26 protein-coding genes are annotated in these 26007 nt (G+C 68.5%); 15 read left to right on the top strand and 11 right to left on the bottom strand.

The features are described from left to right. Positions 1-27 precede the first annotated feature (27 nt). Complete coding sequence (mshD, locus tag W7U_RS24730) at positions 28-957, bottom strand: mycothiol synthase (RefSeq protein WP_008263915.1); 930 nt, start codon at positions 955-957, stop codon at positions 28-30. Continuing rightward, positions 954-1742, bottom strand: a complete 789-nt coding sequence (locus tag W7U_RS24725) for a response regulator transcription factor (protein ID WP_008263914.1) — start codon at positions 1740-1742, stop codon at positions 954-956. Before W7U_RS24725 ends, mshD begins: the two co-directional genes overlap by 4 nt. 169 nt (positions 1743-1911) lie before the next feature. Between W7U_RS24725 and lmeA the strand changes: the two genes are divergently transcribed. The 6 genes from lmeA to W7U_RS24690 all read left to right on the top strand — a co-directional run bounded on the left by lmeA (position 1912) and on the right by W7U_RS24690 (position 5981). Continuing rightward, entirely contained in the window at positions 1912-2724 is an 813-nt protein-coding gene (gene lmeA / locus W7U_RS24720) for a mannan chain length control protein LmeA (RefSeq protein ID WP_008263913.1), read from the top strand. Between the two features lie 49 nt (positions 2725-2773). Further along, positions 2774-3208, top strand: coding sequence for a thioredoxin family protein (locus W7U_RS24715; RefSeq protein ID WP_008263912.1), 435 nt, complete (start codon positions 2774-2776; stop codon positions 3206-3208). Between the two features lie 221 nt (positions 3209-3429). Beyond that, positions 3430-3900 carry a DUF4395 domain-containing protein gene (locus W7U_RS24710; RefSeq protein WP_008263911.1) on the top strand — a complete coding sequence of 157 codons (471 nt, stop codon included), beginning with the start codon at positions 3430-3432 and terminating at the stop codon, positions 3898-3900. 37 nt (positions 3901-3937) lie between these two features. Continuing rightward, positions 3938-4771: a sulfurtransferase gene (locus W7U_RS24705; RefSeq protein ID WP_008263910.1), complete on the top strand. Its 834-nt coding sequence runs from the start codon at positions 3938-3940 to the stop codon at positions 4769-4771. A 1-nt stretch (position 4772) separates the two neighbouring features. After that, a complete protein-coding gene (locus W7U_RS24700; RefSeq protein WP_008263909.1) occupies positions 4773-5075 on the top strand; it encodes a DUF1416 domain-containing protein in 303 nt (100 codons plus the stop codon). A 249-nt stretch (positions 5076-5324) separates the two neighbouring features. Beyond that, positions 5325-5981, top strand: a complete 657-nt coding sequence (locus tag W7U_RS24690) for an FABP family protein (RefSeq protein WP_008263908.1) — start codon at positions 5325-5327, stop codon at positions 5979-5981. A 253-nt stretch (positions 5982-6234) separates the two neighbouring features. Here the strand turns inward: W7U_RS24690 and W7U_RS24685 are convergent, their stop codons facing one another. Next, a complete protein-coding gene (locus W7U_RS24685) occupies positions 6235-7104 on the bottom strand; it encodes an aminodeoxychorismate lyase (protein WP_008263907.1) in 870 nt (289 codons plus the stop codon). Between the two features lie 142 nt (positions 7105-7246). On the opposite strand from W7U_RS24685, the gene W7U_RS24680 reads away from it, so the two are divergent. Further along, positions 7247-8341, top strand: coding sequence for a folate-binding protein YgfZ (locus W7U_RS24680; RefSeq protein WP_008263906.1), 1095 nt, complete (start codon positions 7247-7249; stop codon positions 8339-8341). Between the two features lie 146 nt (positions 8342-8487). Beyond that, a complete protein-coding gene (locus W7U_RS24675; RefSeq protein ID WP_008263905.1) occupies positions 8488-8673 on the top strand; it encodes a DUF3073 domain-containing protein in 186 nt (61 codons plus the stop codon). 67 nt (positions 8674-8740) lie between these two features. Here W7U_RS24675 and purM read toward each other — a convergent pair whose 3' ends face one another. From purM to W7U_RS24660, 3 genes are all read right to left on the bottom strand, one after another. Beyond that, entirely contained in the window at positions 8741-9835 is a 1095-nt protein-coding gene (purM, locus tag W7U_RS24670; protein WP_008263904.1) for a phosphoribosylformylglycinamidine cyclo-ligase, read from the bottom strand. 66 nt (positions 9836-9901) lie between these two features. After that, complete coding sequence (purF, locus tag W7U_RS24665) at positions 9902-11428, bottom strand: amidophosphoribosyltransferase (protein WP_008263903.1); 1527 nt, start codon at positions 11426-11428, stop codon at positions 9902-9904. A 137-nt stretch (positions 11429-11565) separates the two neighbouring features. Next, positions 11566-11955, bottom strand: a complete 390-nt coding sequence (locus W7U_RS24660; RefSeq protein ID WP_008263902.1) for a sterol carrier family protein — start codon at positions 11953-11955, stop codon at positions 11566-11568. 19 nt (positions 11956-11974) lie between these two features. On the opposite strand from W7U_RS24660, the gene W7U_RS24655 reads away from it, so the two are divergent. Then, entirely contained in the window at positions 11975-13189 is a 1215-nt protein-coding gene (locus W7U_RS24655; protein ID WP_036429832.1) for an MCE family protein, read from the top strand. Here W7U_RS24655 and W7U_RS24650 read toward each other — a convergent pair. After that, positions 13179-13817 carry a CPBP family intramembrane glutamic endopeptidase gene (locus W7U_RS24650; protein WP_192579435.1) on the bottom strand — a complete coding sequence of 213 codons (639 nt, stop codon included), beginning with the start codon at positions 13815-13817 and terminating at the stop codon, positions 13179-13181. The two genes, W7U_RS24655 and W7U_RS24650, sit on opposite strands and share 11 nt — an antisense overlap. Before the next feature lie 19 nt (positions 13818-13836). Then, a complete protein-coding gene (purL, locus tag W7U_RS24645) occupies positions 13837-16170 on the bottom strand; it encodes a phosphoribosylformylglycinamidine synthase subunit PurL (RefSeq protein ID WP_085976874.1) in 2334 nt (777 codons plus the stop codon). A 102-nt stretch (positions 16171-16272) separates the two neighbouring features. Between purL and W7U_RS24640 the strand changes: the two genes are divergently transcribed. Continuing rightward, entirely contained in the window at positions 16273-16494 is a 222-nt protein-coding gene (locus tag W7U_RS24640) for a hypothetical protein (protein WP_008263898.1), read from the top strand. Here W7U_RS24640 and W7U_RS24635 read toward each other — a convergent pair. Beyond that, entirely contained in the window at positions 16491-17564 is a 1074-nt protein-coding gene (locus tag W7U_RS24635) for a phosphotransferase (RefSeq protein WP_008263897.1), read from the bottom strand. The two genes, W7U_RS24640 and W7U_RS24635, sit on opposite strands and share 4 nt — an antisense overlap. Before the next feature lie 151 nt (positions 17565-17715). Between W7U_RS24635 and W7U_RS24630 the strand changes: the two genes are divergently transcribed. Continuing rightward, on the top strand, positions 17716-18330 hold the full coding sequence (locus W7U_RS24630) for a TetR/AcrR family transcriptional regulator (protein WP_008263896.1): 615 nt from the start codon (positions 17716-17718) through the stop codon (positions 18328-18330). A gap of 4 nt (positions 18331-18334) precedes the next feature. On the opposite strand, the gene W7U_RS24625 is transcribed toward W7U_RS24630, so the two are convergent. After that, positions 18335-19645 (bottom strand): M18 family aminopeptidase, encoded by a 1311-nt coding sequence (locus W7U_RS24625; RefSeq protein WP_136244667.1) that lies wholly within the window; start codon positions 19643-19645, stop codon positions 18335-18337. Between the two features lie 222 nt (positions 19646-19867). Here W7U_RS24625 and W7U_RS24620 point away from each other — a divergent pair, with 222 nt between their 5' ends. Further along, entirely contained in the window at positions 19868-20884 is a 1017-nt protein-coding gene (locus W7U_RS24620) for a Dyp-type peroxidase (protein WP_008263894.1), read from the top strand. Next, positions 20881-21678, top strand: coding sequence for a family 1 encapsulin nanocompartment shell protein (locus W7U_RS24615; protein WP_008263893.1), 798 nt, complete (start codon positions 20881-20883; stop codon positions 21676-21678). The genes W7U_RS24620 and W7U_RS24615 overlap by 4 nt, the downstream gene beginning before the upstream one ends. A gap of 22 nt (positions 21679-21700) precedes the next feature. Here W7U_RS24615 and W7U_RS24610 read toward each other — a convergent pair whose 3' ends face one another. Next, the gene (locus tag W7U_RS24610) at positions 21701-23404 is read right to left on the bottom strand and encodes an MOSC and FAD-binding oxidoreductase domain-containing protein (protein ID WP_036429827.1); all 1704 of its coding nucleotides are present in this window, start codon (positions 23402-23404) and stop codon (positions 21701-21703) included. Between the two features lie 234 nt (positions 23405-23638). Between W7U_RS24610 and W7U_RS24605 the strand changes: the two genes are divergently transcribed. Both W7U_RS24605 and W7U_RS24600 read left to right on the top strand, forming a co-directional pair. Beyond that, positions 23639-24508 (top strand): alpha/beta hydrolase, encoded by an 870-nt coding sequence (locus W7U_RS24605; RefSeq protein WP_008263890.1) that lies wholly within the window; start codon positions 23639-23641, stop codon positions 24506-24508. Between the two features lie 97 nt (positions 24509-24605). After that, the gene (locus W7U_RS24600) at positions 24606-25991 is read left to right on the top strand and encodes a TetR family transcriptional regulator (protein WP_008263889.1); all 1386 of its coding nucleotides are present in this window, start codon (positions 24606-24608) and stop codon (positions 25989-25991) included. Positions 25992-26007 lie beyond the last annotated feature (16 nt).

Below are 26007 nucleotides of genomic sequence, written 5' to 3'. Positions count from 1 at the left end.
CCGGCTCAATGCCCCGCGTACCCGCGGTCAGTTGGCCGCGGGTGTGACCGCGTATGCGGTGTCGACGCTGTAGGTGGTGAACCCCAAGCGCTGGTAGGTGCGCACGGCGGCGACGTTGTCCGATTCGACGTAGAGCATCACGGTGGGATCGGCGGCGTCGGCCAGGCGGCGGGCCAACCATTCGATGCCGACGGCGGTCAACGCCTGGCCCAGTCCGCGGCCCTGGGCCGACGGATCGACGCCCACGACGTACACCTCCCCCAAACCGGGCCGATCGAGGTGCACCTTCGTCCAGTGAAAACCCAGCAGCCTGCCGGCCTGATCGCCGGCGGAGTCATCGAACGCCAGAAATAAGCCGGCCGGGTCGAACCACGGTTCGTCGCGCCGCTCCGCCAGTTCGACGTCGGTCCAGCCGCCCTGCTCGGGGTGGTAGGCAAACGCGGCGTTGTTGACGCGCAGCAGCTCGGCGTCGTCGGCCGTGCCCGAATAGGTGCGGATCTGCACCCCGGGCACCGACGGCGCGGTGTCGGGGAGATCGCGCAGCGAGCGTCGCATCTGCATCAGTTCCCGCACGGGCGCCAGGCCCAGCGCGGACGCGGTCGCGCGGGCGGGCTCGAGCGTGCCGTGCGCCCAAAACCGGTTGCTCGCACCCGTTTTGGCCAACGCCGCGCGAATCAGGGCGGCCCCGATACCGCGCCGACGCGCCCGTGGGTGCACGACGAGTTCGGCCATGGCCGTCTCGCCCTCGCGGGCCGGGCTGAGATTGAGATAACCGATGATTGCGCCGGCGTCGTCCGAGGTGATCCGCAGGTGCTCGGTGCGGTCGTGTCCGAGTTCGCGCAGTACCTGCTCGCCGACGGGCGCCACCCCATCGAATTCAGTTGCAGCACTGACAAGTTCGCGCACGCCCCGCTGTTCGTCGTCGGTCAGCGTCCGGCGCCAGTCGGGCGGGATCACTGAGTGTGCAAGGGATCGACCAACGGATCTTTGACGTCCTCGGAGTCGGATTCCGCACCGGATTCGCCGCCATCCGTGCCGTCGGGGTCGGACGAGTCGGCCGCCGGAGTGCGGCCGCGGGCCGGGCGGACGGCCTTGTAACCCACGTTGCGGACCGTGCCGATCAACGCCTCGTGCTCGGAACCGAGTTTGGCCCGCAGCCGACGCACGTGCACATCGACGGTGCGGGTGCCGCCGAAGAAGTCGTACCCCCACACCTCATGCAGCAGTTGCGCCCGCGTGAATACCCGCCCGGCGTGCTGAGCCAGGTACTTGAGCAACTCGAATTCCTTGTAGGTGAGATCGAGCGGGCGGCCACGCAGCCGGGCGGTGTAGGTGCCTTCGTCGATCACCAACTCGCCCAGGCTCACCTTGCCGGCGCTTTCCTGTTCCGCGAGCCCGCCGCGGCGGCCGACCACCAGCCGCAGCCTCGCATCGATCTCGGCCGGCCCGGTGGTGGGCAGCAGGATCTCGTCGAGACCCCAGTCCGCGCTGATGGCCACCAGCCCGCCTTCGCTCACCACCGCCAACACGGGAACCGACCGGCCGGCGGTGCTCAGCAGGCGGCACAGCCCACGCGCGGACGACAAATCGGTGCGCGCATCCACGATCACGGCGTCCGCCGTCCCGGCCTCGAGCAGCGAAGCTGGTTCCGGCGGCGCCGTCCGCACGGGATGCGGAAGTAGCGACAACGAGGGCAGGACCGGATCGGGATGCAGCTCCGAGGTCAGCAGTAAAAGCTCCAACTAGTCCCTCCAGCTCGGGGGAACGGCATCTCCCAAATTCACAACGCCATCACGCGTTAGTTACCAGGTCATCTAACGATAACGTGTTACCTGGTTTTTTCGCGTGGCGGACGAGCCACTGTGAGCCCCGCCACGGGCGATCCGGCCCCGCCGGGGGTTACGCCACAATATGCGGGTGCGCAAGGTGCTGATTGCCGTGACCGCGACCGCGATCCTGCTGGCCGTGGTCGCCCTCGGCGCGATCGGAGTCGACTACGGCACCAGCATCTATGCCGAATACCGGCTGTCGGCCAGCGTGCGCAAGGCGGCCAACCTGGGCAGCGACCCGTTCGTGGCCATCGTGGCGTTTCCCTTCATTCCGCAGGCCATGCGCGGCAACTACGACCAGGTGGAGATCAAGGCCAACGCCGTCGAACACGCAATGACCGGCAAAGCCACCCTCGAGGCCACGATGTACTCGGTGGATCTCGCGCATGCGTCGTGGCTGATCACGCCCGACGCGAAGCTCGCCGTGCACAAGCTGGAAAGCCGCATCATCATCGACTCGACGCACCTGGGCCGCTACCTGGGCATCAGCGACCTGATGGTCGAGGCCCCGCCCAAGGAAACCAACACCTCGACCGGCGGCGTCACCGCGTCGGGCATCTCTGACAGCCATGGGCTGGTGTTCACCGGCACGCCCAAATCCTCCGGCTTCGATCACCGCGTCAGCGTCTCGGTCGACCTGTCCATTGCCGCCGATGACCCGGCGACGTTGGTCTTCACCCCCACCGGAGTGCTGACCGGGCCGGACACCGCCGACCAGATCGTCCCGGCCGACAAGCACGACGCGGTGCTGCACGCCTTCGCGGGCAGGCTTCCCGATCAGCGGCTTCCCTTCGGCGTCGCGCCCACCACCGAGGGCGCGCGCGGCTCCGACGTCATCATCGAGGGCATCACCTATGGAGTAACGGTGTCCCTCGATGGGTTTAAACGGTCATGACGCACGCTGACGATGCCGCCGAACGCGGCGATGGCCAAGGGTGGCGCGCATGATGACGGTGATCGTGGTGACCGTCGCCGCCCTCGCCGTCGCGACGCTGCTCGGCTGGCTGTTCACCCGCCGCTCCGGCAGCATCCGGGAAATCGATCCCGGGCCGGATCGCGACCCCGCCGCCGACGTCGCAGCCCTGGGACTTTCCGGCGGCGGCCCGACCGTCGTGCATTTCAGCGCCCCGTGGTGCGGGCCGTGCGACCGGGTGCGCCGGGTCGTCGCCCAAGTCTGCGACGACCTGGGCGACCCGGGATCTCCGATAGCCCACGTCGAGGTCGACCTGGACGCCAATCCCGAGACCGCGCGCCGTTATTCGGTGCTGTCCCTGCCCACCACGTTGATCTTCGACGTCGACGGGCGGCAGCGCTACCGGACCTCGGGAGTGCCCAGCGCCGCCGACCTGCGGTCCGCCCTGAAACCGCTGTTGGCTTGACCACGGTGTCATTGGGTAAGCTGACCGACGTGTTAGCCCGCCTCGAGCCCATGCTCACCAAGCGCCGCGCAGTTGCGCTGTGCCGCACCGCGGGCTGTTGTTGCTGTTGCTGCTGAGTAGCCGCGCCTTCGCGTAGCACTCGGAGCGGGCCCGGATCCCGACCGTGGCACCTCTCCCATCGTCGTTTCCGTCAGCAACAGGGGTATTCGAGGAGTAACACCTTGCCGAGCAGCAACACCGCCACGCAGCCCGACCTCGTCGACGTGCGTGGACCACGATTTGCCGCGTGGGTGACCACCGGGGTCTTGATCCTGACGCTGGTCGTGTCGGCGGTCAGCCCAGCCGCCGCGGCGGCGATCCTTGCCATCCAGGCCGTCATCTTCGCCATCGGCGCCGTCGCCGGGCCTCGCCAGCACCCCTACGGCCGGATATTCGCCTCCGTCGTCGCGCCCCGGCTGGGCCCGGTGCAGGACCGCGAACCCGCCGCGCCGCTGAAGTTCGCCCAACTCGTCGGCCTGATCTTCGCCGTGCTGGGTACGGCCGGTTTCGCCGCCGGTGCCGTCCTGGTCGGCGTCATCGCCACCGCGGCCGCCCTGGCGGCCGCGTTCCTCAACGCGGCCTTCGGAATCTGCCTGGGCTGCCAGCTCTACCCACTGGTGGCCCGCTTGCGAGGCGGCGCGCGCCCCACCTGACCTGCTGTAACCAAAAGTGATCGAAAGGACCCACTCCATGGCACGCTCCGACGTCCTGGTCTCGACCGACTGGGCTGAGAGCAATCTCGACGCCTCCGGCGTCGTCTTTGTCGAAGTCGACGAAGACACCAGCGCTTACGACGCCGGTCACATCCCCGGCGCGATCAAGCTGGACTGGCGCTCCGATTTGCAGGACCCGGTCAAGCGCGACTTCGTCGACGCCCAGCAGTTCTCGAAACTGCTCAGCGAGCGGGGCATCTCCAATGACGACACCGTGATCCTCTACGGCGGCAACAACAACTGGTTCGCCGCGTACGCGTACTGGTACTTCAAGCTGTACGGCCACGAGAAGGTCAAGCTGCTCGACGGCGGCCGCAAGAAGTGGGAGCTCGACGGCCGCGCACTGTCCAGCGATACCGTCAGCAGGCCCGCGACGTCGTACACGGCGGCCGCACCGGACAACAGCATCCGGGCGTTCCGCGACGACGTCATCGCGGCCATCAACGTCAAGAACCTGGTCGACGTGCGCTCCCCCGACGAGTTTTCCGGCAAGATCCTGGCGCCCGCGCATTTGCCGCAGGAACAAAGCCAGCGGCCCGGCCACATCCCGGGCGCCATCAACGTGCCCTGGAGCAAGGCCGCCAACGAGGACGGCACCTTCAAGTCCGACGAGGAGCTGGCCGAGCTGTACGCCGCGGCCGGCCTGGACGGCGACAAAGAAACGATCGCCTACTGCCGCATCGGCGAGCGGTCGTCGCACACCTGGTTCGTTCTCTACGAATTGCTCGGGCACAGGAATGTCAAGAACTACGACGGCAGTTGGACGGAATACGGCTCCCTGGTGGGGGCCCCGATCGAGTTGGGAAGCTGATATGTGCTCTGCACCGAAGCAAGGACTGACGTTGCCCGCCAGCGTCGACCTGGAAAAGGAAACGGTGATCACCGGCCGCGTCGTGGACGGCGATGGCCAGGCAGTGGGTGGCGCGTTCGTCCGCTTGCTGGACTCGTCGGACGAGTTCACCGCCGAGGTGGTGGCGTCGGCCACCGGTGACTTCCGGTTCTTCGCCGCTCCCGGATCCTGGACGCTGCGAGCGCTGTCGGCGGCCGGCAACGGGAACGCCGTCGTGACGCCGTCGGGCGCCGGCATCCACGAGGTCGACGTCAAGATCGCCTGATCGGCCAGCTGCCCGCGACTGTGCCGCGACGGGACGAATAGACTTGTCCCCGTGGTGCTGTTCTTCGAGATCATGCTGGTTGTGGCGGTCGTGGTGATTTCATGGTTCGCCCTCTACACCCTCTACCGGCTCATCACTGACGAGTCGTGACCCCCGCCGGCGACGATCCAGAGCGCAGCGATGGGGAGGAGCGGCGCACATGACCCCCGCCGGCGACGATCCAGAGCGCAGCGATCGGGAGGAGCGACCATGACCTCCGACGAACCGTTGAGTGCGGCTAGTTCCGGCGACCGGGCGGTGGCCGCCGCCGCTGAGCGCGCCAAGGTGACCGCCGGCCGCAACATCCCGTCCTTCGATGACCTGCCCCTGCCCGCCGACACCGCCAACCTGCGCGAGGGCGCCAATCTCAACGACGCGCTGCTGGCGTTGCTGCCGCTGGTCGGCGTGTGGCGCGGCGAAGGCGAGGGCCGCGGCCACGACGGCGACTACCGGTTCGGCCAGCAGATCGTGGTCTCTCACGACGGCGGCGACTATCTCAACTGGGAATCCCGCTCCTGGCGGCTGAGCGCGACGGGCGATTACCAGGAGCGCGACCTGCGTGAGACCGGTTTCTGGCGCTTCGTCAACGATCCCGACGACCCAAGCGAATCCCAGGCGATCGAGCTGCTGTTGGCCCATTCGGCGGGCTATGTCGAATTGTTCTACGGGCGCCCGCGCACCCAGTCGTCGTGGGAGCTGGTGACCGATGCGCTGGCCCGCAGCAGGTCCGGTGTGCTGGTCGGCGGCGCCAAGCGGCTCTACGGCATCGTCGAGGGCGGCGATCTGGCCTATGTCGAGGAGCGGGTCGACGCCGACGGCGGCCTGGTGCCGCATCTTTCGGCGCGGTTGTCCCGGTTCGCCGGCTAGCAGCTCGGTAGCGGCCGCCGACATGGAGCGGCCCCCGAGCCGTATTCCAGGTCGGACAAAACCGGAAGCTCGGGGGCCGGGTGACTGCGGGGAATTCGCCAGCGCATCTGTATCGCCGGCTCTTCCGAGCCGATGCAGCTAGCGCGCAGCCACCTCACATGTCCATGAAGCTATCAATTTCTCGGACCACCTCCTTCCTTGTGTACGGCCGACCGTACCCGCGAATCCCAGAGGCGACAACAGGATTCAGCGCTCAGCGATCGCTGACGATGGCGGCGTCGACCAACTCGGCGAAGTCCGCCGCCATCGGCGACCGCGGCAGCGGCAATCCGTTGAGGGTATGTACCCGGGCGGCCAAGGTCATGCTGGAGATCAGCCAAACACCTTGCGCAGCAACCAGATCCGCGACACGCAGCGCCCGGTAATCGCAGTCGTACCCCTTGGCCCGGGCGACCTCGAACAGGGCCTGCTGGGTGGTGCCGCGCAAAATCGGATACCACGGCGGGGGCGTCAGCAGGCACGGCGTGCCCTCGGGTGCATCTGAGTCGGTGGCGATCACCACGGTAGAGCGTGGGCCCTCCAGGATGTAGCCGTCCGTGCTGACGAAGATGACGTCACCGGCATCCTGGCGGGCTGCGTGACGCAGGGCGGCCATGTTCACCGCGTAGGACAGCGTCTTGGCGCCGGCCAGCAGCCACGGCATCGCGTCGACGCCCGTGGCGGGCAGGCCGCGATCGAGAGTGATGGCCGCCAGTCCGTCGCGTCGGACCGCCGTGACGCGTTCGGGAACGCCGTTGACCATGACGTAGGCCGTCGGCGTCGAACCGCCCTCCCGGCCACGGCTGTAGATCAGCCGCATCGCGCCTTCGTCCGCGGTGCCCGCGCACCACAGCCGGGTGGCCGCCTCGATCGCACTACGCCAGCGCGGCAGATCCGGGGCGGGCAGATCGGTCAGCACGGCCGACTGGGTCAGCCGCTGCAGATGCGATTCGATCAGACAGGCCCGGCCGTCGCGCACCAACAGCGTCTCGAAGACGCCGTCGCCGCGCACCGCCGCCAGGTCGTCGGCGTGCAACAGCGGCGCGTCCGGCGAATGGACTTCGCCGTCCAGCGTGACGATCACACCGTTCGGGCCAGCCATGGTGGAGAAGCCTATCGGCTCACCGCTCCCGGGCCGAATGTGAAGCCGGCCGCACAGTCGTCGACGAACGTGCGGCGAGCTGCACACTCGTTGGGCGCACACTCGACGTCCGTAGAGTTGACGTGTGAGCCACCCCGTCCCCGCACCCGATTCCGGACCCGACGCCGGCGCCGTCTGGCATTACGGTGACCCGCTGGGCGAGCAACGCGCGGCCGAAACCGACGCGATCGTGATCGACCGCTCCCACCGCGGTGTGCTCACCTTGACCGGCAACGACCGCCAGACGTGGTTGCACAGCATTTCGACGCAGCACGTCAGCAACCTGCCCGAGGGCGCCAGCACGCAGAACCTGAGCCTGGACGGTCAGGGCCGCGTCGAGGACCACTGGATCCAGACCGAGCTCGGGGGCACCACCTACCTCGACACCGAACCGTGGCGCGCCGAGCCGCTGCTGGAATACCTGCGCAAGATGGTGTTCTGGTCCGAGGTCACCCCGACCGACGCCAATCTGGCCGTGCTCTCGTTGCTGGGCCCGCGGTTGGCCGACCAAACGATCCTCGACGCGCTCGGAGTGGACGCGCTGCCCGCCGAGCTGTCCGCGGTTCCCCTCGACGGCGGGTTCGTGCGACGGATGCCCGGCACGCCTGCCGGCCCGGTCGAACTGGACCTGGTGGTTCCGCGCGCCGACGCCGGTGACTGGCGAAACCGGTTGTCGCAGGCCGGAGTGCGGCCCGGCGGCGTGTGGGCCTACGAAGCCCACCGGGTCGCGGCAATGCGGCCACGGCTCGGCGTCGACACCGATGAACGCACGATCCCGCACGAGGTGGGTTGGATCGGCGGCCCCCGCGAGGGCGCCGTCCATCTGGACAAAGGCTGTTACCGCGGGCAAGAGACCGTCGCGCGGGTGCACAACCTGGGCAGGCCACCCCGAATGCTGGTGTTGCTGCACCTGGACGGCTCGGTGGAACGGCCGTCGACGGGCGAGCCGGTGCTGGCCGGCGGACGTACCGTCGGCCGCCTCGGCACCGTGGTCGATCACGTCGACCTCGGACCGATCGCGCTGGCGTTGCTCAAGCGCGGGCTGCCCGCCGAGACGGAATTGGCGACCGGTCCGGAGGCCGCGGTCGCCGCCGTGATCGACGTCGATTCCCTGCCTCCCACCGAACAGATCGGCGCCGGGCGACTGGCCGTTGAACGGTTGCGGGGCGGTGCGGGATAATGAACGGTAACGTCCGCCACAGCGAGCAGGGGGCACCGACGCCCACTGGCGGGGCACGGTAAACTGTTGGCAGGACAATACGACACCAGGAGATCGGAGCCGCCTACTCGTTAGGCCGCTCCGTTATTGCGCGAGGGGGTTCCCCCATGGGCCGCGGCCGGGCTAAGGCAAAGCAGACCAAGGTTGCTCGAGAACTCAAATACAGTTCTCCGCAGACCGACTTCCAGCGGCTTCAGCAAGAGCTGTCCGGGACTGGCTCCGACGAGCCCACCGAACTGGACACCGACGGCGCCGACGGATCCTGGGACGACCAGGACAGCTGGCGGCGCTAGAACCAACGCCTCGGCGCCGATGCCTCGAGCACCGGCGCCGCATCAGTTCAGCTGAGGTCCGGGGCCCTCAGAATCTCGGGTGCTGACCGACGAGCTTGGCCCGCGGGCCCGCCTTTCCACCTTTGCCGACCGTGCCCAACACCCAGCAATCCAGGTGCCGGGCGGTCAGGATGGCCAACGCGCGGTCGGTGTCTTCCGGAGCCACGACGGCGATCATGCCGACGCCCATGTTGAACGTCTTCTCCATCTCTTCGCGTGTCACCCGGCCGCGCTGGGCGATCATGGCGAACACCGGCGCGGGCGTCCAGGTGCCGCGGTCCATTTCGGCGACCAGCCCGTGTGGGATGACGCGCGCCAGGTTTCCGGCGAGTCCACCGCCGGTGACGTGGCAGAAGGTGCGGACGTGGGTTTCGGCGCACAGCGCGAGACAGTCCTTGGCGTAGATGCGCGTGGGCTCCAGCAGCTCTTCGCCCAGGGTGCGGCCGAACTCTTCGACGTAGCCTTCCAGGTTCATCCGGTCGATCTCGAGGAGGACCGTGCGGGCCAGCGAATACCCGTTGGAGTGCAGGCCCGACGATCCCATCGCGATGATGACGTCGCCGGGTTTGACCCGATCGGGCCCCAGCACGTCGTCGGCCTCGACGACACCGATGCCGGTGGCCGAGATGTCGTAGTGGTCCGGTTCCATCAGGCCGGGGTGTTCGGCCGTCTCGCCACCGAGCAAGGCGCAGCCTGCCCGCACGCACCCTTCGGCGATGCCACTGACGATGGCGCTCAACCGTTCCGGCACCGTGCGGCCGACGGCGATGTAGTCCTGCAGGAACAGCGGCTCTGCGCCGCACACCACGAGGTCGTCGACCACCATCGCCACCAGGTCCAGTCCGACGGTGTCGTGCTTGTCCATCGCCTGGGCGACCGCCAGCTTGGTTCCGACGCCATCGGTGGAGGCCGCGAGCAACGGCTCGCGGTAGTCGCCGCGTAACGCGAATAAGCCGGCGAATCCGCCCAAGCCGCCCCGCACCTCGGGTCGCGTGGCCTTCGTCGCCAGCGGCTTGAATAGTTCGACGGCGCGATCGCCGGCTTCGATATCCACCCCGGCCGACGCGTAGGTGATGCCCTGACTGCCTGAGTGGCGCGCGGGGCTCTTTCCGGGATCCGTCATCGCGATAAAGGCTACCGGGCGGCGCTGACCGCCGGTATCAAACGTCGGCGAAGGAGCGCAACCGAGTCAGTGCACCACCGGCACTTCGCCGGCCGCGAGATCGTCGAGCCCGGCACCGCGCGCGGCATTGGCGAGCATGTGCTCGATGACGTTCTTGCCCAGCGCGGTCTCCTCGGGCAGCTCGATCGGATATTGGCCGTCGAAGCAGGCGGTGCACAACCGCGAGGCCGGCTGTTCGGAGGCCGCGACCAGGCCGCGCAGCGAGATATAGCCCAACGAGTCGGCACCGATGGCGTGTCGCACCGCCTCGAGCATCTCCTTTTTGTCTTCGACCGCGTTGGCGATCAATTCGGCCGGCGACGGGAAGTCGATGCCGTAGAAGCAGGGCCACTTGACCGGGGGCGACGCGATGCGCACGTGCACCTCGACGGCACCGGCCTCGCGCAGCATCCGCAACAGGGCGCGCTGGGTGTTGCCGCGCACGATGGAGTCGTCGACGACGATGAGCCGCTTGCCGCGGATCACCTCGCGAAGCGGGTTGAGCTTCAGCCGGATGCCGAGCTGGCGGATGGTCTGGGACGGCTGGATGAAGGTGCGCCCGACGTAGGCGTTCTTCATCAGGCCCTGGCCGTAGGGGATGCCCGACTCCTGCGCGTAGCCGACGGCCGCCGGGGTGCCCGACTCGGGCACGCCGATCACCAGGTCGGCCTCCACGGGGCGTTCACGGGCCAGCCGGCGGCCGATCTCCACCCGGGTCGCGTGCACGGACCGGCCGGCGATCGTGCTGTCGGGTCGCGCTAGGTAGACGTATTCGAAGACGCAGCCCTTGGGGGTGGGGTTGGCGAAACGTGTGGAGCGGACGCCGTCGGCGTCGATGGCCAGCAATTCGCCCGGCTCGATGTCGCGGACGAACGAGGCGCCGACGATGTCGAGCGCGGCCGTTTCGGAGGCCACCACCCAGCCGCGGTCCAGCCGTCCGAGCGAAAGGGGCCGCACCCCATGCGGATCGCGGCACGCGTACAGGGTGTTCTCGTCCATGAAGGTCAAACAGAACGCGCCGCGCACGGTCGGCAGCAGGTCCAGCGCGGCCTGCTCCAACGTGGAGTCGGCGGCGCCGTGGGCCAGCAGCGCGCCCAGGATGTCGGAGTCCGTCGTCGCCGGGGCCGGGGCGCGTTTGGCGATCAGGCCCTCGTCGCGGGCGCGGGCGGCGAGCTCGGCGGTGTTGACCAGGTTCCCGTTGTGCCCCAACGCAACCCCGGTGCCGGCCGCGGTGTTGCGGAACACCGGCTGGGCGTTTTCCCAGGTGGTGTCGCCGGTGGTGGAGTACCGGCAGTGCCCGATGGCGACGTGGCCCGGCATGGCGCCCAGCGTCTGCTCGTCGAACACCTGGCTGACCAAACCCAGGTCCTTGAAGACCAGCACCTGCGACCCGTCGGCGACGGCGATACCGGCGGCTTCCTGCCCGCGATGCTGCAGCGCGTACAAGCCGTAATAGGTGAGTTTGGCGACATCCTCGCCCGGGGCCCAGACCCCGAATACGCCGCATTCCTCACGGGGTGCGTTGAAGTCCTCGTCGGGCTCTTGGGCGGTCACGATTGGGCGGCTCCCCGGGGAACGGTTGGTGACGCTAGGGAGTCTACGGGCACCGGCGCCGAGCCGCCGAATCCACCAGGCGTGTTGAGCGACGAAATACCCGCACCAGACCCTAAAGGTGCAGTTCAGGGTTGCATTCAGCCCACATCGAACAACGGCAGGCAGTGGTCAATCTCACCGGCACGGGAGCCGGAAAGGCGCAGCGTACCCGCGCCCTTCGCCTCGGCGAACGACAACTTGCCGGTGACCAGCAACAGCCAGGTCCGCGGATCGGTCTCCACCACATTCGGCGGGGTGCCGCGGGTGTGCGTGGGGCCGGCGACGCATTGCACCGCCGCGAACGGCGGGATCCGCAGCTCCACGCTTCGTCCCGGTGCCACCGCGGCCAGGGTGCGGGCGGTGAGCCGCACGGCCGCCGCCAATTCGTCACGGCTCGGTGCCGGGGTGGTTTCGTCAGCCAACCATTGCGCCACGGCCAACACGGCCTGCCGGGTCTTGGCCGGATCGGCCTTGTCGCGCGGCGCCATACCCTAGGGTCTCAAAACCATGGAGCCCCGTCGCTTGCGGGAGCGGCCACCGTACAAGACCGTCGGCCTGGTGACGATCGTGGTCATGGCGCTGATCGTGTTGCTGCTGTATGGGCAGTTCCGGGGCGACCTCACGCCCAATACGCAATTGACGATGGTGGCCCCGCGGGCGGGGCTGGTGATGGACCCCGGGTCCAAGGTCACCTACAACGGGGTCCAGATCGGCCGCGTGTCGAGCCTTTCGGAGGTCACCCATCGCGGCAAGCCGGCCGCGAAAGTGGTGCTGGACATCACCCCGAAGTACGTCAAGCGGATTCCGGCCAACGTCGCCGCCGACATCAAAGCGACCACGGTGTTCGGCAACAAGTACGTTGCGCTCAGCGCGCCGAATCACCCTGCGGCGCATTCGATCACGCCATCCATCGTGATCGACGCGACTTCGGTGACAACCGAGTTCAACACCCTGTTCGAAACGGTCACCTCGATCGCCGAGAAAGTCGATCCGGTCAAAGTGAACCTGACGCTCAGCGCGGCCGCGCAGGCGTTGACCGGACTGGGTGAGAACCTCGGCAGGTCGCTGATCGACGGCAACGCCATCCTCGACGACGTGAACCCCCGGATGCCGGCGCTGCGCACCGACATAGCGCAGCTGGCGGCCCTCGGCGACACGTATGCGCACGCCTCCCCCGACCTATGGGACGCGCTGGACCACGCGGTGACCGCCGCGCGCACGCTCAACCGCCAGCAACGCGATCTGGATCAGGCGCTGCTGGCGGCCGCGGGATTGGGCAACGCCGGCGCGGATGTTCTCGGTCGCGCGGGGCCGTACTTCGCGCGCGGTGCCGCGGATTTGGTGGGAAGCAGCCAGCTGCTCGACGAGTACAGCCCCGAAATCTATTGCACCATCCACAATTTCGACGAGGTCGCGCCCAGGGTCCACAACGCGCTGGGCGACAACGGGTACTCGCTGGGCGCCCACGCCTCGGGCGCCATCGCCGGTGCACCCAATCCGTACATCTGGCCGGAGAACCTGCCCCGAACCAACGCCCGCGGCGGACCCGGTGGGAAACCGGGGTGCTGGCAGAAGATCACGCGAGAACTGTGGCCCGCCCCGTTCCTGGTCATGGACACCGGCGCGAGCATGGCTCCCTACAACCACTTCGAGGTCGGTTCACCCCTCGCGGTCGACTTCGTGTGGGGCCGCCAACTGGGTGACTACACCATCAACCCCTGACGGCGCCCCGAGACCTCGCGGCCAACACCGCGATGGCGCCGGCCTCGTTGATGGCAAGGTGGGCCAGCATCGGTGCGGCGAGGCTGCCCGTGCGATCGGCCAGCCAACCGAACAGCCAGCCGCCGAGGCCGGTGACCAGCACGGTGGCCGCCACGGGTTCACCGGTCGCGCGGGCATCGGGGATGTGCGAGAGGCCGAAAGCGGTGGCTTGCAGCACCCTTCCGCCGCGTCTGCCGAACGCCGCGGAGCCGGCGGTGGCCAGCGCCCCGCGGAAGGCGGATTCCTCGGACCAGACCGTGCCCACGGGTATCCGCACCAGCAGCCAGTCCGGCGCGGAGGCGGGCGGTTCCCGGACGGCCATCGATTGGCGCACCGGTGGCAGGCGGGTGGTCGCGGCCACCGTGCTCGCCGCCGAGAAGGCGACCGCCGACCCCAGCCGCAGCCCGGCCCACAACCGTGGCGGCCCCAGGCCCAGCGGGGCCCGCGTCACCAGCACCAGCGCGCCGCCCAGGCCGGCCTGCAGCGCCATCCGCCACCGGGCCGGCAGCCGCGGGCCGGCGAAGCTCCAACCGACCAGGGCGGCGGCCAAAGACAGGGCGTAGGCTTGACGAGAATGCCTGGCAGGCATCAGGATTCGATGCCGGCGCTCATCCGAAGAGCCGCGGCAGCACCGACTCGGAGGTCTCGCGCAGTTCGGCGAGGGAAACCGTGAACAGTCCCTGGACCTCCACCTCGTCGGAGGCCTGGTCGACGACGCCGATGCGCACCGCCGGCAGGCCACGCGCCTCGCACATCGAACGGAACCGGCTCTCCTCGGTGCGCGGCACCGCCACCAGCACGCGGCCCGCCGACTCGGAGAACAACTGCACGAACGGATCGGCACCCTCGGGAAGCACGATGCGACAACCGGTTTCACCGGCCAGGGCGGCCTCGACGACGGCTTGGGCGAGGCCGCCTTCGGACAGGTCGTGCGCCGCGGACACCAGGCCGTCGCGCGACGCCGAGCGCAACACCTCGGCCAGCAGCCTTTCGCGGTCCAGGTCGACCTTGGGCGGTAACCCACCCAGGTGATCGGCGGTCACCTGCGCCCACACCGATCCGTCGAACTCGTCGCGCGTATCGCCCAGCAGCATCAGCGTTTCGCCCGGCTCGGTGCCCAGGCCGGTGGGGATGCGGCGACCGACGTCGTCGATGACGCCGAGGACCCCGACCACCGGGGTGGGCAGGATCGCCGTCGACCCGGTCTGGTTGTAGAAGCTGACGTTGCCACCGGTGACCGGAATCCCCAGGGCCGCACAGCCTTCGGCCAGGCCCCGCACCGCCTGGGAGAACTGCCACATCACGCCGGGGTCTTCGGGCGACCCGAAGTTGAGGCAGTTGGTCACCGCGACCGGGGTGGCGCCGGTGACGGAGACGTTGCGGTAGGCCTCGGCCAGGGCGAGTTGGGCGCCGGCGTAGGGATCCAGCTTGGTGTAGCGGCCGGACGCGTCGGTCGACAGCGCGATACCGCGGCCGGTGACCTCGTCGACGCGGAGCATGCCACCATCGGCGTGCTCGGCCAGCACGGTGTTGCCCCGCACGTACCGGTCGTACTGCTCGGTGATGAACGCGCGGCTGCACAGATGCGGACTGCCCAGCAGGGCAAGCAAAGTCGCGCGCAGCTCGTCGCCGGTGGCGGGCCGCGGCAGCCGCGTCGAGGCGTCGGCGTTCAGGGCGTCCTGGGTGTCGGGGCGAGCGACCGGACGCTGGTAGACGGGGCCCTCGTGGGCGACCGTGCGCGGCGGCACGTCGACGACGGTCCGACCGTGCCAGGTGATCCGCAGCCGGTCGCCGTCGGTCACCTCGCCGATCACGGTGGCCAGCACGTCCCACTTGCGGCATACCGCCAGGAAGGCGTCGACGTTCTCCGGGGTGACCACCGCACACATCCGCTCCTGGGACTCGCTGCACAGGATCTCCGCGGGCGTCATGCCGGTGGTGCGCAGCGGCACGTTCTCGAGCTGGATCGCCATGCCACCGTCGCCAGCCGACGCTAATTCCGAAGTGGCACAGGATAATCCGGCACCACCCAGGTCCTGTATGCCGACCACCAGTTGCCCGGCGTACAGCTCGAGACAGCACTCGATGAGCACCTTCTCCATGAACGGGTCGCCCACCTGGACCGACGGCAGTTTCTTGCGCGAGTTCTCGGCCCCCCCATCAGCGCTGAAGGTGTCCGACGCCAGCACCGATACCCCGCCGATGCCGTCCAGCCCGGTGCGCGCACCGAACAGGATGATCTTGTTGCCGGCGCCCGAGGCGAACGCCAGATGCAGGTCCTCCTGCCGCAACACACCGACGCACATGGCGTTCACCAACGGGTTGCCGGCGTAGCACGCGTCGAAGACGGTCTCACCGCCGATGTTGGGCAGACCCAACGAGTTGCCGTAGCCCCCGATGCCGCGGACCACGCCGTCGACCACGCGGCGGGTGTCCGGCGCGTCGGCCGCGCCGAACCGAAGCTGGTCCATCACCGCGACGGGCCGCGCGCCCATCGCCATGATGTCGCGGACGATGCCGCCGACACCGGTGGCCGCGCCCTGGTACGGCTCGACGTAGGAGGGATGGTTGTGCGATTCCACCTTGAAGGTGACCGCCCAGCCGTCGCCGATGTCGACGACGCCCGCGTTCTCGCCGATCCCGGCCAGCATGCCGGCGCGCATCTCGTCGGTGGTGGTCTCGCCGAAGTAGCGCAGGTGCACCTTGGATGACTTGTACGAGCAGTGCTCGCTCCACATCACCGAGTACATCGCCAGTTCGGTGTCGGTGGGGCGACGCCCCAGGATCTCGCGAATGCGCTGGTATTCGTCGTCTTTGAGGCCCAGCTCGCCGAACGGCTGCGGCTCGTCGGGGGTGGAGGCGGCGTGCTCGACGGTGTCGATCGCGTGGGTGCGCGCACTCGTCCCGGAGACAATCACGGGACACAGTCTAGGGCTGGACATCGGCAAGGCGCTCTCGCCGCCCTACCGGGCGCGACGAACGTTTGCACCTGTAGTCGGCGGGTAGCCGCACAGTGTCCGAAGAGCAATCAACCGGAGTACGAAATGACAGTCGAAACCGGACACATCACCGGCACCAAAGACAAGAACTACAACCTGATTTGGTACACCGAGAAGTGCCTCGACAACGCATTGCGGTTAGAGACCTACATCCAGGACGCCGAACGCGCCGGGGACAAGGACGTGGCCGAGTTGTTCCGCAAGGCGCAATCAGACAGCCGCAAGGGCGCCGAGATGGCGGAACAGCTGCTGGCCAAGCGCCTCTAGCCGGCGATCTCGGCCAGCGCCGCGGCCGTATCCAGGTCGGCGTAGGCGAACGAATACCGTTGGGCCAGCGCGAGCGCGATGTCGGGGCGCTGCCACAGCTCCCCGGCGCTGGCGGTGCACAGCCACAGGGTCAGCCCGTGCGCCACCGAGGCCCGGTACCGCACCCAGACCTCGTCGGGGCTCGGCATCTCCGCTTTCGGCAGGCCGAGCGCGCCGCGGTACTCCTCGAGGAGATCGCGCTCGCTGCGGCGGCGATCCTCGACGGTCAGGGCGCCCTGCAGGAAGTAGCCCAGGTCGAGTGACCAGTTGCCGCGCCGGGCCACCTGCCAGTCGAGGAACCCCACCTCATCGCTGGGCAGCAGGTAGGTGTTGCCGATGTGCGGATCGCCGTGCAGCAGGGTCTGCGGCGACGCGGTCAGCGTTCTGATGTAGGGCTTCCAGATCGATTCGATCAGCGCGTCGATGGTCAGCGAGGTCACCTGCTCGGGGGCGTCCGGGCCGAGGCGCTCCAGCGCGGCCGGCAACGGCGCCATTTCCATGCCGTCCCAGGGCAGGAACGGCTCAAGCCACTCCAGCGCCGGCTCGGTCAGAACCCGTTGGCCCCAGTACCGTCCGTGCATGCGGGCCAGGCCGCGCACGCCGGTGGCGACCTGCTCAACGGTCATCGGCCTGGTGGCGTCGCGGGGATCGGCGCCCCGCGCGGTGAGGTCTTCCATGACCATCACGAAGTCGTAGGCGTCCTCGTCGATCAACGCGGTGTAGACGCGGGGGTGCTCGAGGGGCAGATCGACCCCGCAGGTGAACAGCCGCGGCTCGTGAAACATGCCGCTGGTCATGCGGATCAGTTCCTTGTGGTCGGGGTCGGCGGCCTTGACGAACACCGACGCCGGTCCGCTGCCGTTGCGGTAGGTCACCCCCAGGCGGGCGCGCCGGTTGGTGCCGTCGTCGCGAACCTCCACGGTGACCGTGTCCACCTCGACGCCGGGATGCGCGGCGGCCAGCGCCGCAGACATCCACTGCGGCGAGATGTCATCCCAGGTCGTGGGCACCGACAACGCGGGGGCATTCATGGGTGGACTCCTTCGTCACGGACCGCCGAGCATAGAAACGACACGTATCGTTTCCTACACTTGTCCCGGTGAAGGTAACCCGAGCGCACGCCCGCCCGCCAGTCCCGAATCGGTTCGCCGCCGCAACCGGGCGCACTTAGGCTCGGCCCACATGTCAGACGAGCGGGCCGGCCGGCCCCGTGACACCCGGCTGCATCACGCGATCCTCGATGCCACCCGCGAACTCCTGACCACCGGCGGCTACGCCGAGTTGTCGATGGAAAGCATCGCGGCGCGCGCCGGCGTGGGGAAGAAGACCCTCTACCGGCGCTGGCCATCGAAAGCCCCGCTCGTCGCCGAGGCCGTCCTGGAGGCGTACGGCGGAACCGGATCATTTCCCGTCGCCGAGACCGGGGACCTGCGCGCCGACCTACAGGCGTGGCTGCGCGAGCACGCCGACTTCCTGGCGCAGCCGTCGAACGCCGCGTTGGTGCGGGCGCTCATCGCCGCGGCGGCCGCCCGCCCGGCCGACGGCGACGATCTCTACCAGCAGCTCAGCGCGCCCCAGCTGGACGGGTTGACGACGCGACTGCGCCGGGCCGTCCGGGACGAGGAACTGAGCGCCGCCGCCGACCTCGACGCGATCGCCGAGGCGCTGATCGGCACCATGCTGTTTCGCGCGTTAACCCACGGGGGCGCAACCGATTTCGCCGCGAAGGGACCGCGAACTTTCGATGGGCTGCTCGACGCGATCCTGCACGGCGCGGCCACGACCAAGCCCGAGTAGGCCGTCAGGCCGGCGACAAGAACGCGTGCATCGCCGCCGAGCAGGCGGCCACATCGTGCGCGCCCATCAGCTCGCGCGCGGAGTGCATCGCCAACTGCGCGGCGCCGACGTCGACGGTGGGGATGCCGGTGCGCGCGGACGTCAACGGCCCGATCGTCGATCCGCACGGCAGGTCGGCCCGGTGCTCGTAGCGCTGCAACGGCACCCCGGCCTGCTGACAGGCCAGCGCGAAGGCCGCGGCGGTGCGGCCGTCGGTGGCGTAGCGCAGGTTCGGGTGCACCTTGAGCACCGGCCCCGCGTTGACCGCGATCGGGTGGCCGGGCTCGTGCCGCTCCGGGTAATTGGGGTGGGTGGCATGCGCCATGTCCGCGGAGGCCAACAGCGACGCGGGCAGCCGGCGCAGGTAGTCCTCCCGGGTGCCGCCCGCCGCCAGCACAATTCGTTCCAGGACGGTGCCCAACAAGTCCGATTGCGCGCCGTGGTCCGAGGACGAGCCGACCTCCTCGTGATCGAAGAGCACCAACACCGGCAGGTAGCCCGCGCCCTGCTCCCATGCCAGCAGCGCTTCCAGTCCCGCGTAGCAGCTGGCCTGGTTGTCCAGCCGGGGCGCGCTCAGCAGGTCCGCGGTTCCGTCGTCCGAGGCACCGATCACCGTCGAGGGAGTCAGGTCGTGCGTCATCAGGTCGGCGGCCAGCACGTCGGTGGGCGCCAGTTCGGCGCGCTCGGCGACGTAATCGACGAAGGACCGCGCCGTCTCGCCGACGCCCCAAACCGCGTTGAGGTGTCGCTGCGGGTCCAGCGTCAGCGACTTGCGATCCTCGGCCAGGTGGATGGCCAGCTGCGGCACGCGAAGGATCGGCTCGTCGATCCGGATCAGGCGGTGCGCGATCCCGGTGCTTTGACCCTTCGCCCGCACCGACAGGCGCCCGCTGATTCCCAGATCGCGGTCCAGCCAGGAGTTGAGCCACGCGCCCCCGTACGGCTCGAGCGCCACCACCCGCCAGCCGGCGACCACCCGATCGGGATGCTGCTTGACCCTGAGGTTGGGGCTGTCGGTGTGCGCTCCGACGACCCGGAACGGCCCATCGGCTCCCGCCGAATTCCAGGCGACCAGCGAGCCCGCCCGCACCGTGAAGTAGCGCCCGGGCACCGACGGCCAGCGTTCGGCCTCGCTCAGTTCGGTGTACCCGGCGGCGATCAGCCGGGCGGCCACCGTGGCGCAGACGTGAAACGGCGACGGCGACGCGTCGATGAACTCGCAGAGTCCTTGTGCGCTCGCCGAGGACTTCGTCTGGTTTCGAGGCCCGCCGGACATGTTGACATCATGGCTGTCCGAGCCCGCGGCGTTCCCGCTAGGGTCCATTGCGCGCTCCTTGCTCGCGCCGCTTCCGGCGCTCACCGTCGCCACGCTAGGTCGATTGCGCGGCTCCTTGCTCGCGCCGCTTCCGGCGCTCACCGTCGCCACGCTAGGGTCCATTGCGCGCTCCTTGCTCGCGCCGCTTCCGGCGCTCACCGTCGCCACGCTAGGGTCACCAGAGTGCCCCCCGTCCAGCCGCAACCCATCCTCGCGCCGCTGACGCCCGCGGCGATCTTCCTCGTGGTGACCATCGACGACGGTGGAGAGGCAACCGTCCACGACGCGCTGCAGGACGTATCCGGACTGGTGCGCGCGATCGGTTTCCGCGAGCCGCAGAAGCGGTTGTCGGCGATCGCCTCGATCGGCTCGGACGCCTGGGACCGCTTGTTTTCCGGGCCGCGTCCCGCCGAACTGCATCGGTTCATCGAACTGAACGGCCCGCGTCACAACGCTCCCGCCACGCCCGGGGACCTGTTGTTCCACATCCGGGCCGAGAGTCTGGACGTCTGTTTCGAACTGGCCGACCGGATCTTGAAATCGATGGCCGGCGCGGTCAGCGTCGTCGACGAGGTGCACGGCTTCCGGTATTTCGACAACCGCGACCTGCTCGGGTTCGTCGACGGCACCGAAAACCCGGACGGCCCACTTGCCGTCAGCGCCACCGCGATCGGCGACGAGGACCCCGACTTCGCCGGCTCCTGCTACGTGCACGTCCAGAAATACGTGCACGACATGTCCGCGTGGAACGCGATCTCGGTCACCGAGCAGGAGCGAGTGATCGGCCGCACCAAGCTCGAGGACATCGAACTCGACGACGACGTCAAGCCGGATGACTCCCACATCGCCCTCAACGTCATCACCGACGACGACGGCACCGAACTGAAAATCGTCCGGCACAACATGCCATTCGGCGAGCTCGGCAAGGGCGAGTACGGCACGTACTTCATCGGCTATTCGCGCACACCTCGAGTCACCGAACGGATGCTGCGCAACATGTTCCTCGGCGACCCGCCCGGCAACACCGACCGCATCCTCGACTTCTCCACCGCCATCACCGGCGGGTTGTTCTTCTCCCCCACCGTCGACTTTCTCGATGATCCCCCGCCCCTGCCCGCAACGCCGGCGGCGGCGGCGGAAACGTCTGTTGCACAGGACGGCTCACTTTCGATCGGCAGCCTGAAAGGAACCACTTCATGAACAACCTCTACCGCGACCTGGCACCGGTCACCGAAGCCGCCTGGAAAGAAATCGAATTGGAGGCGACCCGGACATTCAAGCGCCACATCGCCGGGCGCCGGGTCGTCGACGTCAGCGAGCCCGGCGGTCCCGTCGCCGCCGCGGTCAGCACCGGACGGCTGGCCAACGTGGCCTCACCCACCGAGGGCGTGGAGGCGCACCTGCGTGAGAGTAAACCGCTTGTACGGCTTCGCGTTCCGTTCACCCTGTCGCGCTACGAGATCGACAACGTCGAGCGCGGCGCCAACGACTCCGACTGGGACCCGGTCAAGGCGGCGGCGAAGAAGCTCGCGTTCGTGGAAGACCGGGCGATCTTCGAGGGCTACGCCGCGGCGTCGATCGAAGGCATCCGTTCCGCCAGCTCCAACAAGACGCTGACGCTGCCGGCGGACCCCAGCGAGATTCCCGACGTCATCACCCAGGCGATCTCCGAGCTCCGCCTGGCCGGCGTCGACGGCCCGTACTCGGTGCTGCTGTCCGCCGACGTCTACACGAAGGTCAGCGAGACGACCCAACATGGATACCCGATCCTCGAACACATCGACCGGCTGGTTCCCGGAGACATCATCTGGGGCCCGGCCATCGACGGTGCCTTCGTGCTGACCACCCGCGGCGGCGATTTCGACCTGCAGCTCGGGACCGACGTCACGATCGGCTACACCAGCCACGACGCGGACACCGTGCAGCTGTATCTGCAGGAGACGCTCACCTTCCTGTGCTACACGGCGGAGGCGTCCGTCCCGCTGACCGCGTAGCAACACACGCCTCGCTCTGTCGCTAAAGGTCCAGCACCACATCGGTTTCGGGAGCAGCCGAGCAGATCAACACCGACCCGTCGGCCGGTGGCTCCAGCGGCCGCTGGACGTAGGTGGTCGTCCCGGCGACGACCCCGGTGACGCACACATGACAGACGCCGCTCCGGCAGGAGAAGCGGGTGGGCACATCGCAGGCTTCGGCGAGCCCGAGGATGCTGCCGTAGTCCGGCGACCAGTGGGCCGTCAACCCGCTGCGCGCGAACGTGATCGACGGCCCCGTGCCCGGCGGCCCGGCGGGCTGATGGGGCGGCCTGTGCGGTCCCGTTTCGACGACGCCGGGGTTGATCGCGGGCAGCGCACCAAATAGTTCGCTGTGGATCAACGCGGGGTCGAATCCGATGCCGACCAGGTATTCGCGGACGTCCGCCATGAATTGCGTTGGCCCGCAGAGGTAAACGACGCCATCGGTCGGCAATCCCAATCCCGCGATGGCATCGCGGTTCAGGCGTCCCTGCGTTTCGGAGTAAAAAACCTGCTGACGGGCGTGATGCAACGACTCGATCAGCGTTGCGACTTCCGCGGCAAAGGGCTGGGTTTGGCGATTGCGAGCGGCGTGCACCCACCAGATGTCTCGCTCGCTGCCCGCCCCCGCGAGTGCATGCAACATCGCCAGCACCGGCGTCGCCCCGATTCCGGCGGAAAAGAGCACGACGGGGCGCCGGTCCTCGGTGAGGCAGAAGTCGCCGCGCGGGGCGGCCGCCGTTATCACCATCCCCGGCCGGATGTGGGTGTGCAGCCAGCCGCTGACCAATCCGTGATCCTCCCGCTTGACGCTGATGCGGTAGTACCCGGCTGACGGATCGCCCGACAGGGAATAGCTGCGCAACGGCGCCGGCTCACCGGCCCCGGGAATCTTCACCGTGAGGTACTGACCCGGTAGCGCGGGCGGCAGCGGGTCGGAGTCGTCGGCCTGCAGCCGAATCGAGAGCACTTGCGGGCTTTCCCGACGCGTCTCGATGACCCGTAGGTTTCGGAATCCCTTCCATCCGGGCGTGACCGGGGTGGGCGAGGCCGCCGCACCATCGGGTGCGGCCAGCATGTCGCGAAAAGACTGCTGCCATCCCGGGCTCAGCCCCGGAACATCGACGGCCTCGCGCAGCCGCTCGACGTCGCGGTCCGGCAGGTAGAGCAACGCGTCGACCTCGGCGACGCTGAGCCGGTGGCGGCCGCGGCGGGTCCGCACGATGTCGTCCCCGGCCCGCACCCGGCCTTCGGTGATGACCCGGAAGTAGAAACCCGGACGGTGCTGGGAGACAAGCAGATTGGGCATGTCGGGCTCGTCGAGGCGAAGACCGACCCGAAAGCACGTGACTCGCGGTTGCGTGACCTCGAATTCGGCGTCGCCGATGCGATAACGGTCACCGATGCACACCTCGTTGTCGGCGAGCCCGGTGACGGTGAAGTTTTCGCCGAAATGCCCGGGCCGCAGGTCGGTGCGGCCCAGGTACGTCTTCCAGAAGTCGTAGGACTCGCTCTGGTACACCATCACGGCCCGTTGTTCCCCGCCATGGCCGGCGAGGTCACCCTGCCCGTCGCCGTCGACGTTGAGTCGACGCACCATGACCGGCCCCTGCACCGGGGTCTTCCAGATGCCGGTGTAGACCGTTTTGTCTCGCCATCGGACGTTCTTGGGCATACCCACGTTCACCGAAACAAGCTTGCCCACCGTGTCACCTCGAACCAGCTCGCCATGGCACCAGTCACCCAACTGGGATGGTTGGCCCAGAATATGGCAGCGCGATCCGCACGGCAACACATCGGCCGCACGGGGCTGTTGCCCGTGTCCGGTTTGGTGCATACTGGGTCATACAACCCAAAAATACGTCGAGCTGGTCTGTCGATGTCTACCGAACGCGGTCGCGGCGCTCGCTGCGAAAAGCGTTGGCTGAGGAGGAATGTCATGCCGGCTGTTCATCATCGATACGCCACGGTCGACGGCTACCGACTCTTCTACCGGGAAGCCGGCGACCCGAGGGCTCCCGCGGCGCTGTTGCTGCACGGGTTTCCCACCAGCTCCTACATGTTTCGCGGTCTGATACCGGCCCTGGCGGACCGCTACCACGTCATCGCGCCGGACCATCTCGGATTCGGGCTGTCCGACGCGCCGCCCGTCGAGGAGTTCGACTACACCTTCGACGCGCTGACCGACCTCACGGCGGGCCTGCTGCGAACCCTCGGCGTCGACAGGTACGCCATGTACGTCCAGGACTACGGCGCGCCGATCGGCTGGCGGCTGGCGCTGCGCGACCCGTCGGCGATCACCGCGATCATCACCCAGAACGGCAACGGGTATGACGCGGGATTCGTCGAGAGCTTCTGGAAGGTCGTACAGGCCTACCAGCGTGAGCCCACCGCGGACACCGAGGCCCCGGTGCGCCAGTTCCTCACGCTGGACGCCACCCGGTGGCAGTACGTGACCGGCGTGGCCGACGAGACCCTGGTTGATCCCGAGTCGTGGCATCACGACTACGCGCTGCTCTCCCGGCCCGGCAATGACTTGGTGCAGCTCAAGCTGTTTCGCGACTATGCCACCAACGCGCCCCTGTATCCGCGCTTACACGAATACTTCCGGGCCAGCCGGGTGCCGTTGCTGGCGGTCTGGGGTCGCGGCGACGAAATTTTCGGACCGGCCGGGGCCGAGGCCTTCGCCGACGACCTGCCCGACGCCGAGATCCACCTGCTCGACGGCGGGCATTTTCTGTTGGAGTCCGCGCTCGATGACGTCATTCCCCTGATCCGGAACTTCCTTGCCGAGCAGCTCGGGGCGTGATGCCCGGCCGCCGGGCGCGCGGCAACCGACCGCGACGATCCCGCCGTCTGGGTTGGAGATCCCATAAACGGGGGCACCCACGGGTTAGCCTGACGCGATGGCCCATCCCGATGTTCGTGACGAACAACGGTTGACCGCCAAGGGGCGTGCCACCCGCGACCGAATCGTGCAAGCGGCGGCGCAGTTGATCGTCACCGACGGCCTGTCCGCGGCCAACATGGAGAACGTGCGGCGCGCCGCCTCGGTCAGCGGCTCGCAGCTCGCCCACTACTTCGCCGACAAGAGCGCGCTGATTCGCGCGGTGATCCGCCGCCAAATCGGCGTCGTCTTGGACTTTCACCGCCAACCCACGCTTCGAGGCCTGAGTACGTTCGACGACTTCGAAAAATGGATCGAGATGAACATGCGCTACCTGCGGCGCATCGGATACGTCGGCACCCCCACCTATCACGCGCTGGCCGGCCAGCTCGCGAAGTCGGACGATGCCACGCGCGACGCGTTGGCGGCCGGCTACCGCCGGTGGATCGATTTGGTGGAGAAGGCAATCCAGCGGATGAAAGACGACGGGCTGCTGGTTGCGGATGCCGACCCGCGGCAGCTGGCGTTGGTGATCATCACCGCGCATCAAGGAGGCGGAATCTTGGCCTTCACCTACCAAGAGGAATGGCCGCACGCCGATGCGATTCGTTTCGCGGTGAACTACTTGCGAATGTTCGCCACCGACAGTGCCGAACGGATTCCGCGGCGGCCCCCGCGCCGGTCGCGGAGCCGCCGCCCGCGCAAAGCCGGCGGATCCGTCCGCGCCCAAGGCCACCAGGTGACTGAACATCCCTCGCCGCGGTACACCCACAAGGGTCTGGCGACCCGTGCGCGCATCATCGAGGCCGCGGCCCGGCTGATGTTCGAGCGCGGCATCGCCAACACCAGCATCGACCAGGTGCGGCGCGCCGCCGAAGTCGGCGGATCCCAGATCTCCCACTACTTCCACGACAAGCGCGACCTGACCCGGCACGTCGTCGACGTACGCCGAAACAATGTGCGGGACTTCCACACTCAAGCGAAGTTCGCCGCGCTCGACAGCCTCGATGCGCTGCAGGCGTGGGCCGATGCCTGCGTCTCCGACATCGATCCGGTGTACCGGGTCGGAGGCTGCGTCTATGGGTCCTTGGCGGGCGAGCTGATCGAGGCCGACGACGAAATCCACGACGACCTGGCCGCCGGATACGACCAATGGATCGAACTGTTCCGCACGGGCCTGCAGGCGATGTGTGACCGTGGCGACCTGCGCCCCGACGCCGATCCGCGCCACCTGGCGGTGCCACTGGTTGCCGCGCACCAGGGTGGCGCCCTGCTCACGCACGCCACCGGCGATCCGCAGCCGCTGCGGGCCGCCGTCACCGCCGCCGTCGACTACGTGCGTTCGTTCGCGGTTCCGCCGCGCAAGGGCGGATCCCGCGCGCCTCGCGGTCAGCGCAACTCCTGACCGCCCGCCCTGGACA

It is taken from the genome of Mycobacterium sp. H4Y (genome assembly GCF_000364405.1).
Lineage (GTDB): Bacteria > Actinomycetota > Actinomycetes > Mycobacteriales > Mycobacteriaceae > Mycobacterium > Mycobacterium intracellulare.
This window is presented reverse-complemented; position numbering and strand designations above follow the sequence as displayed.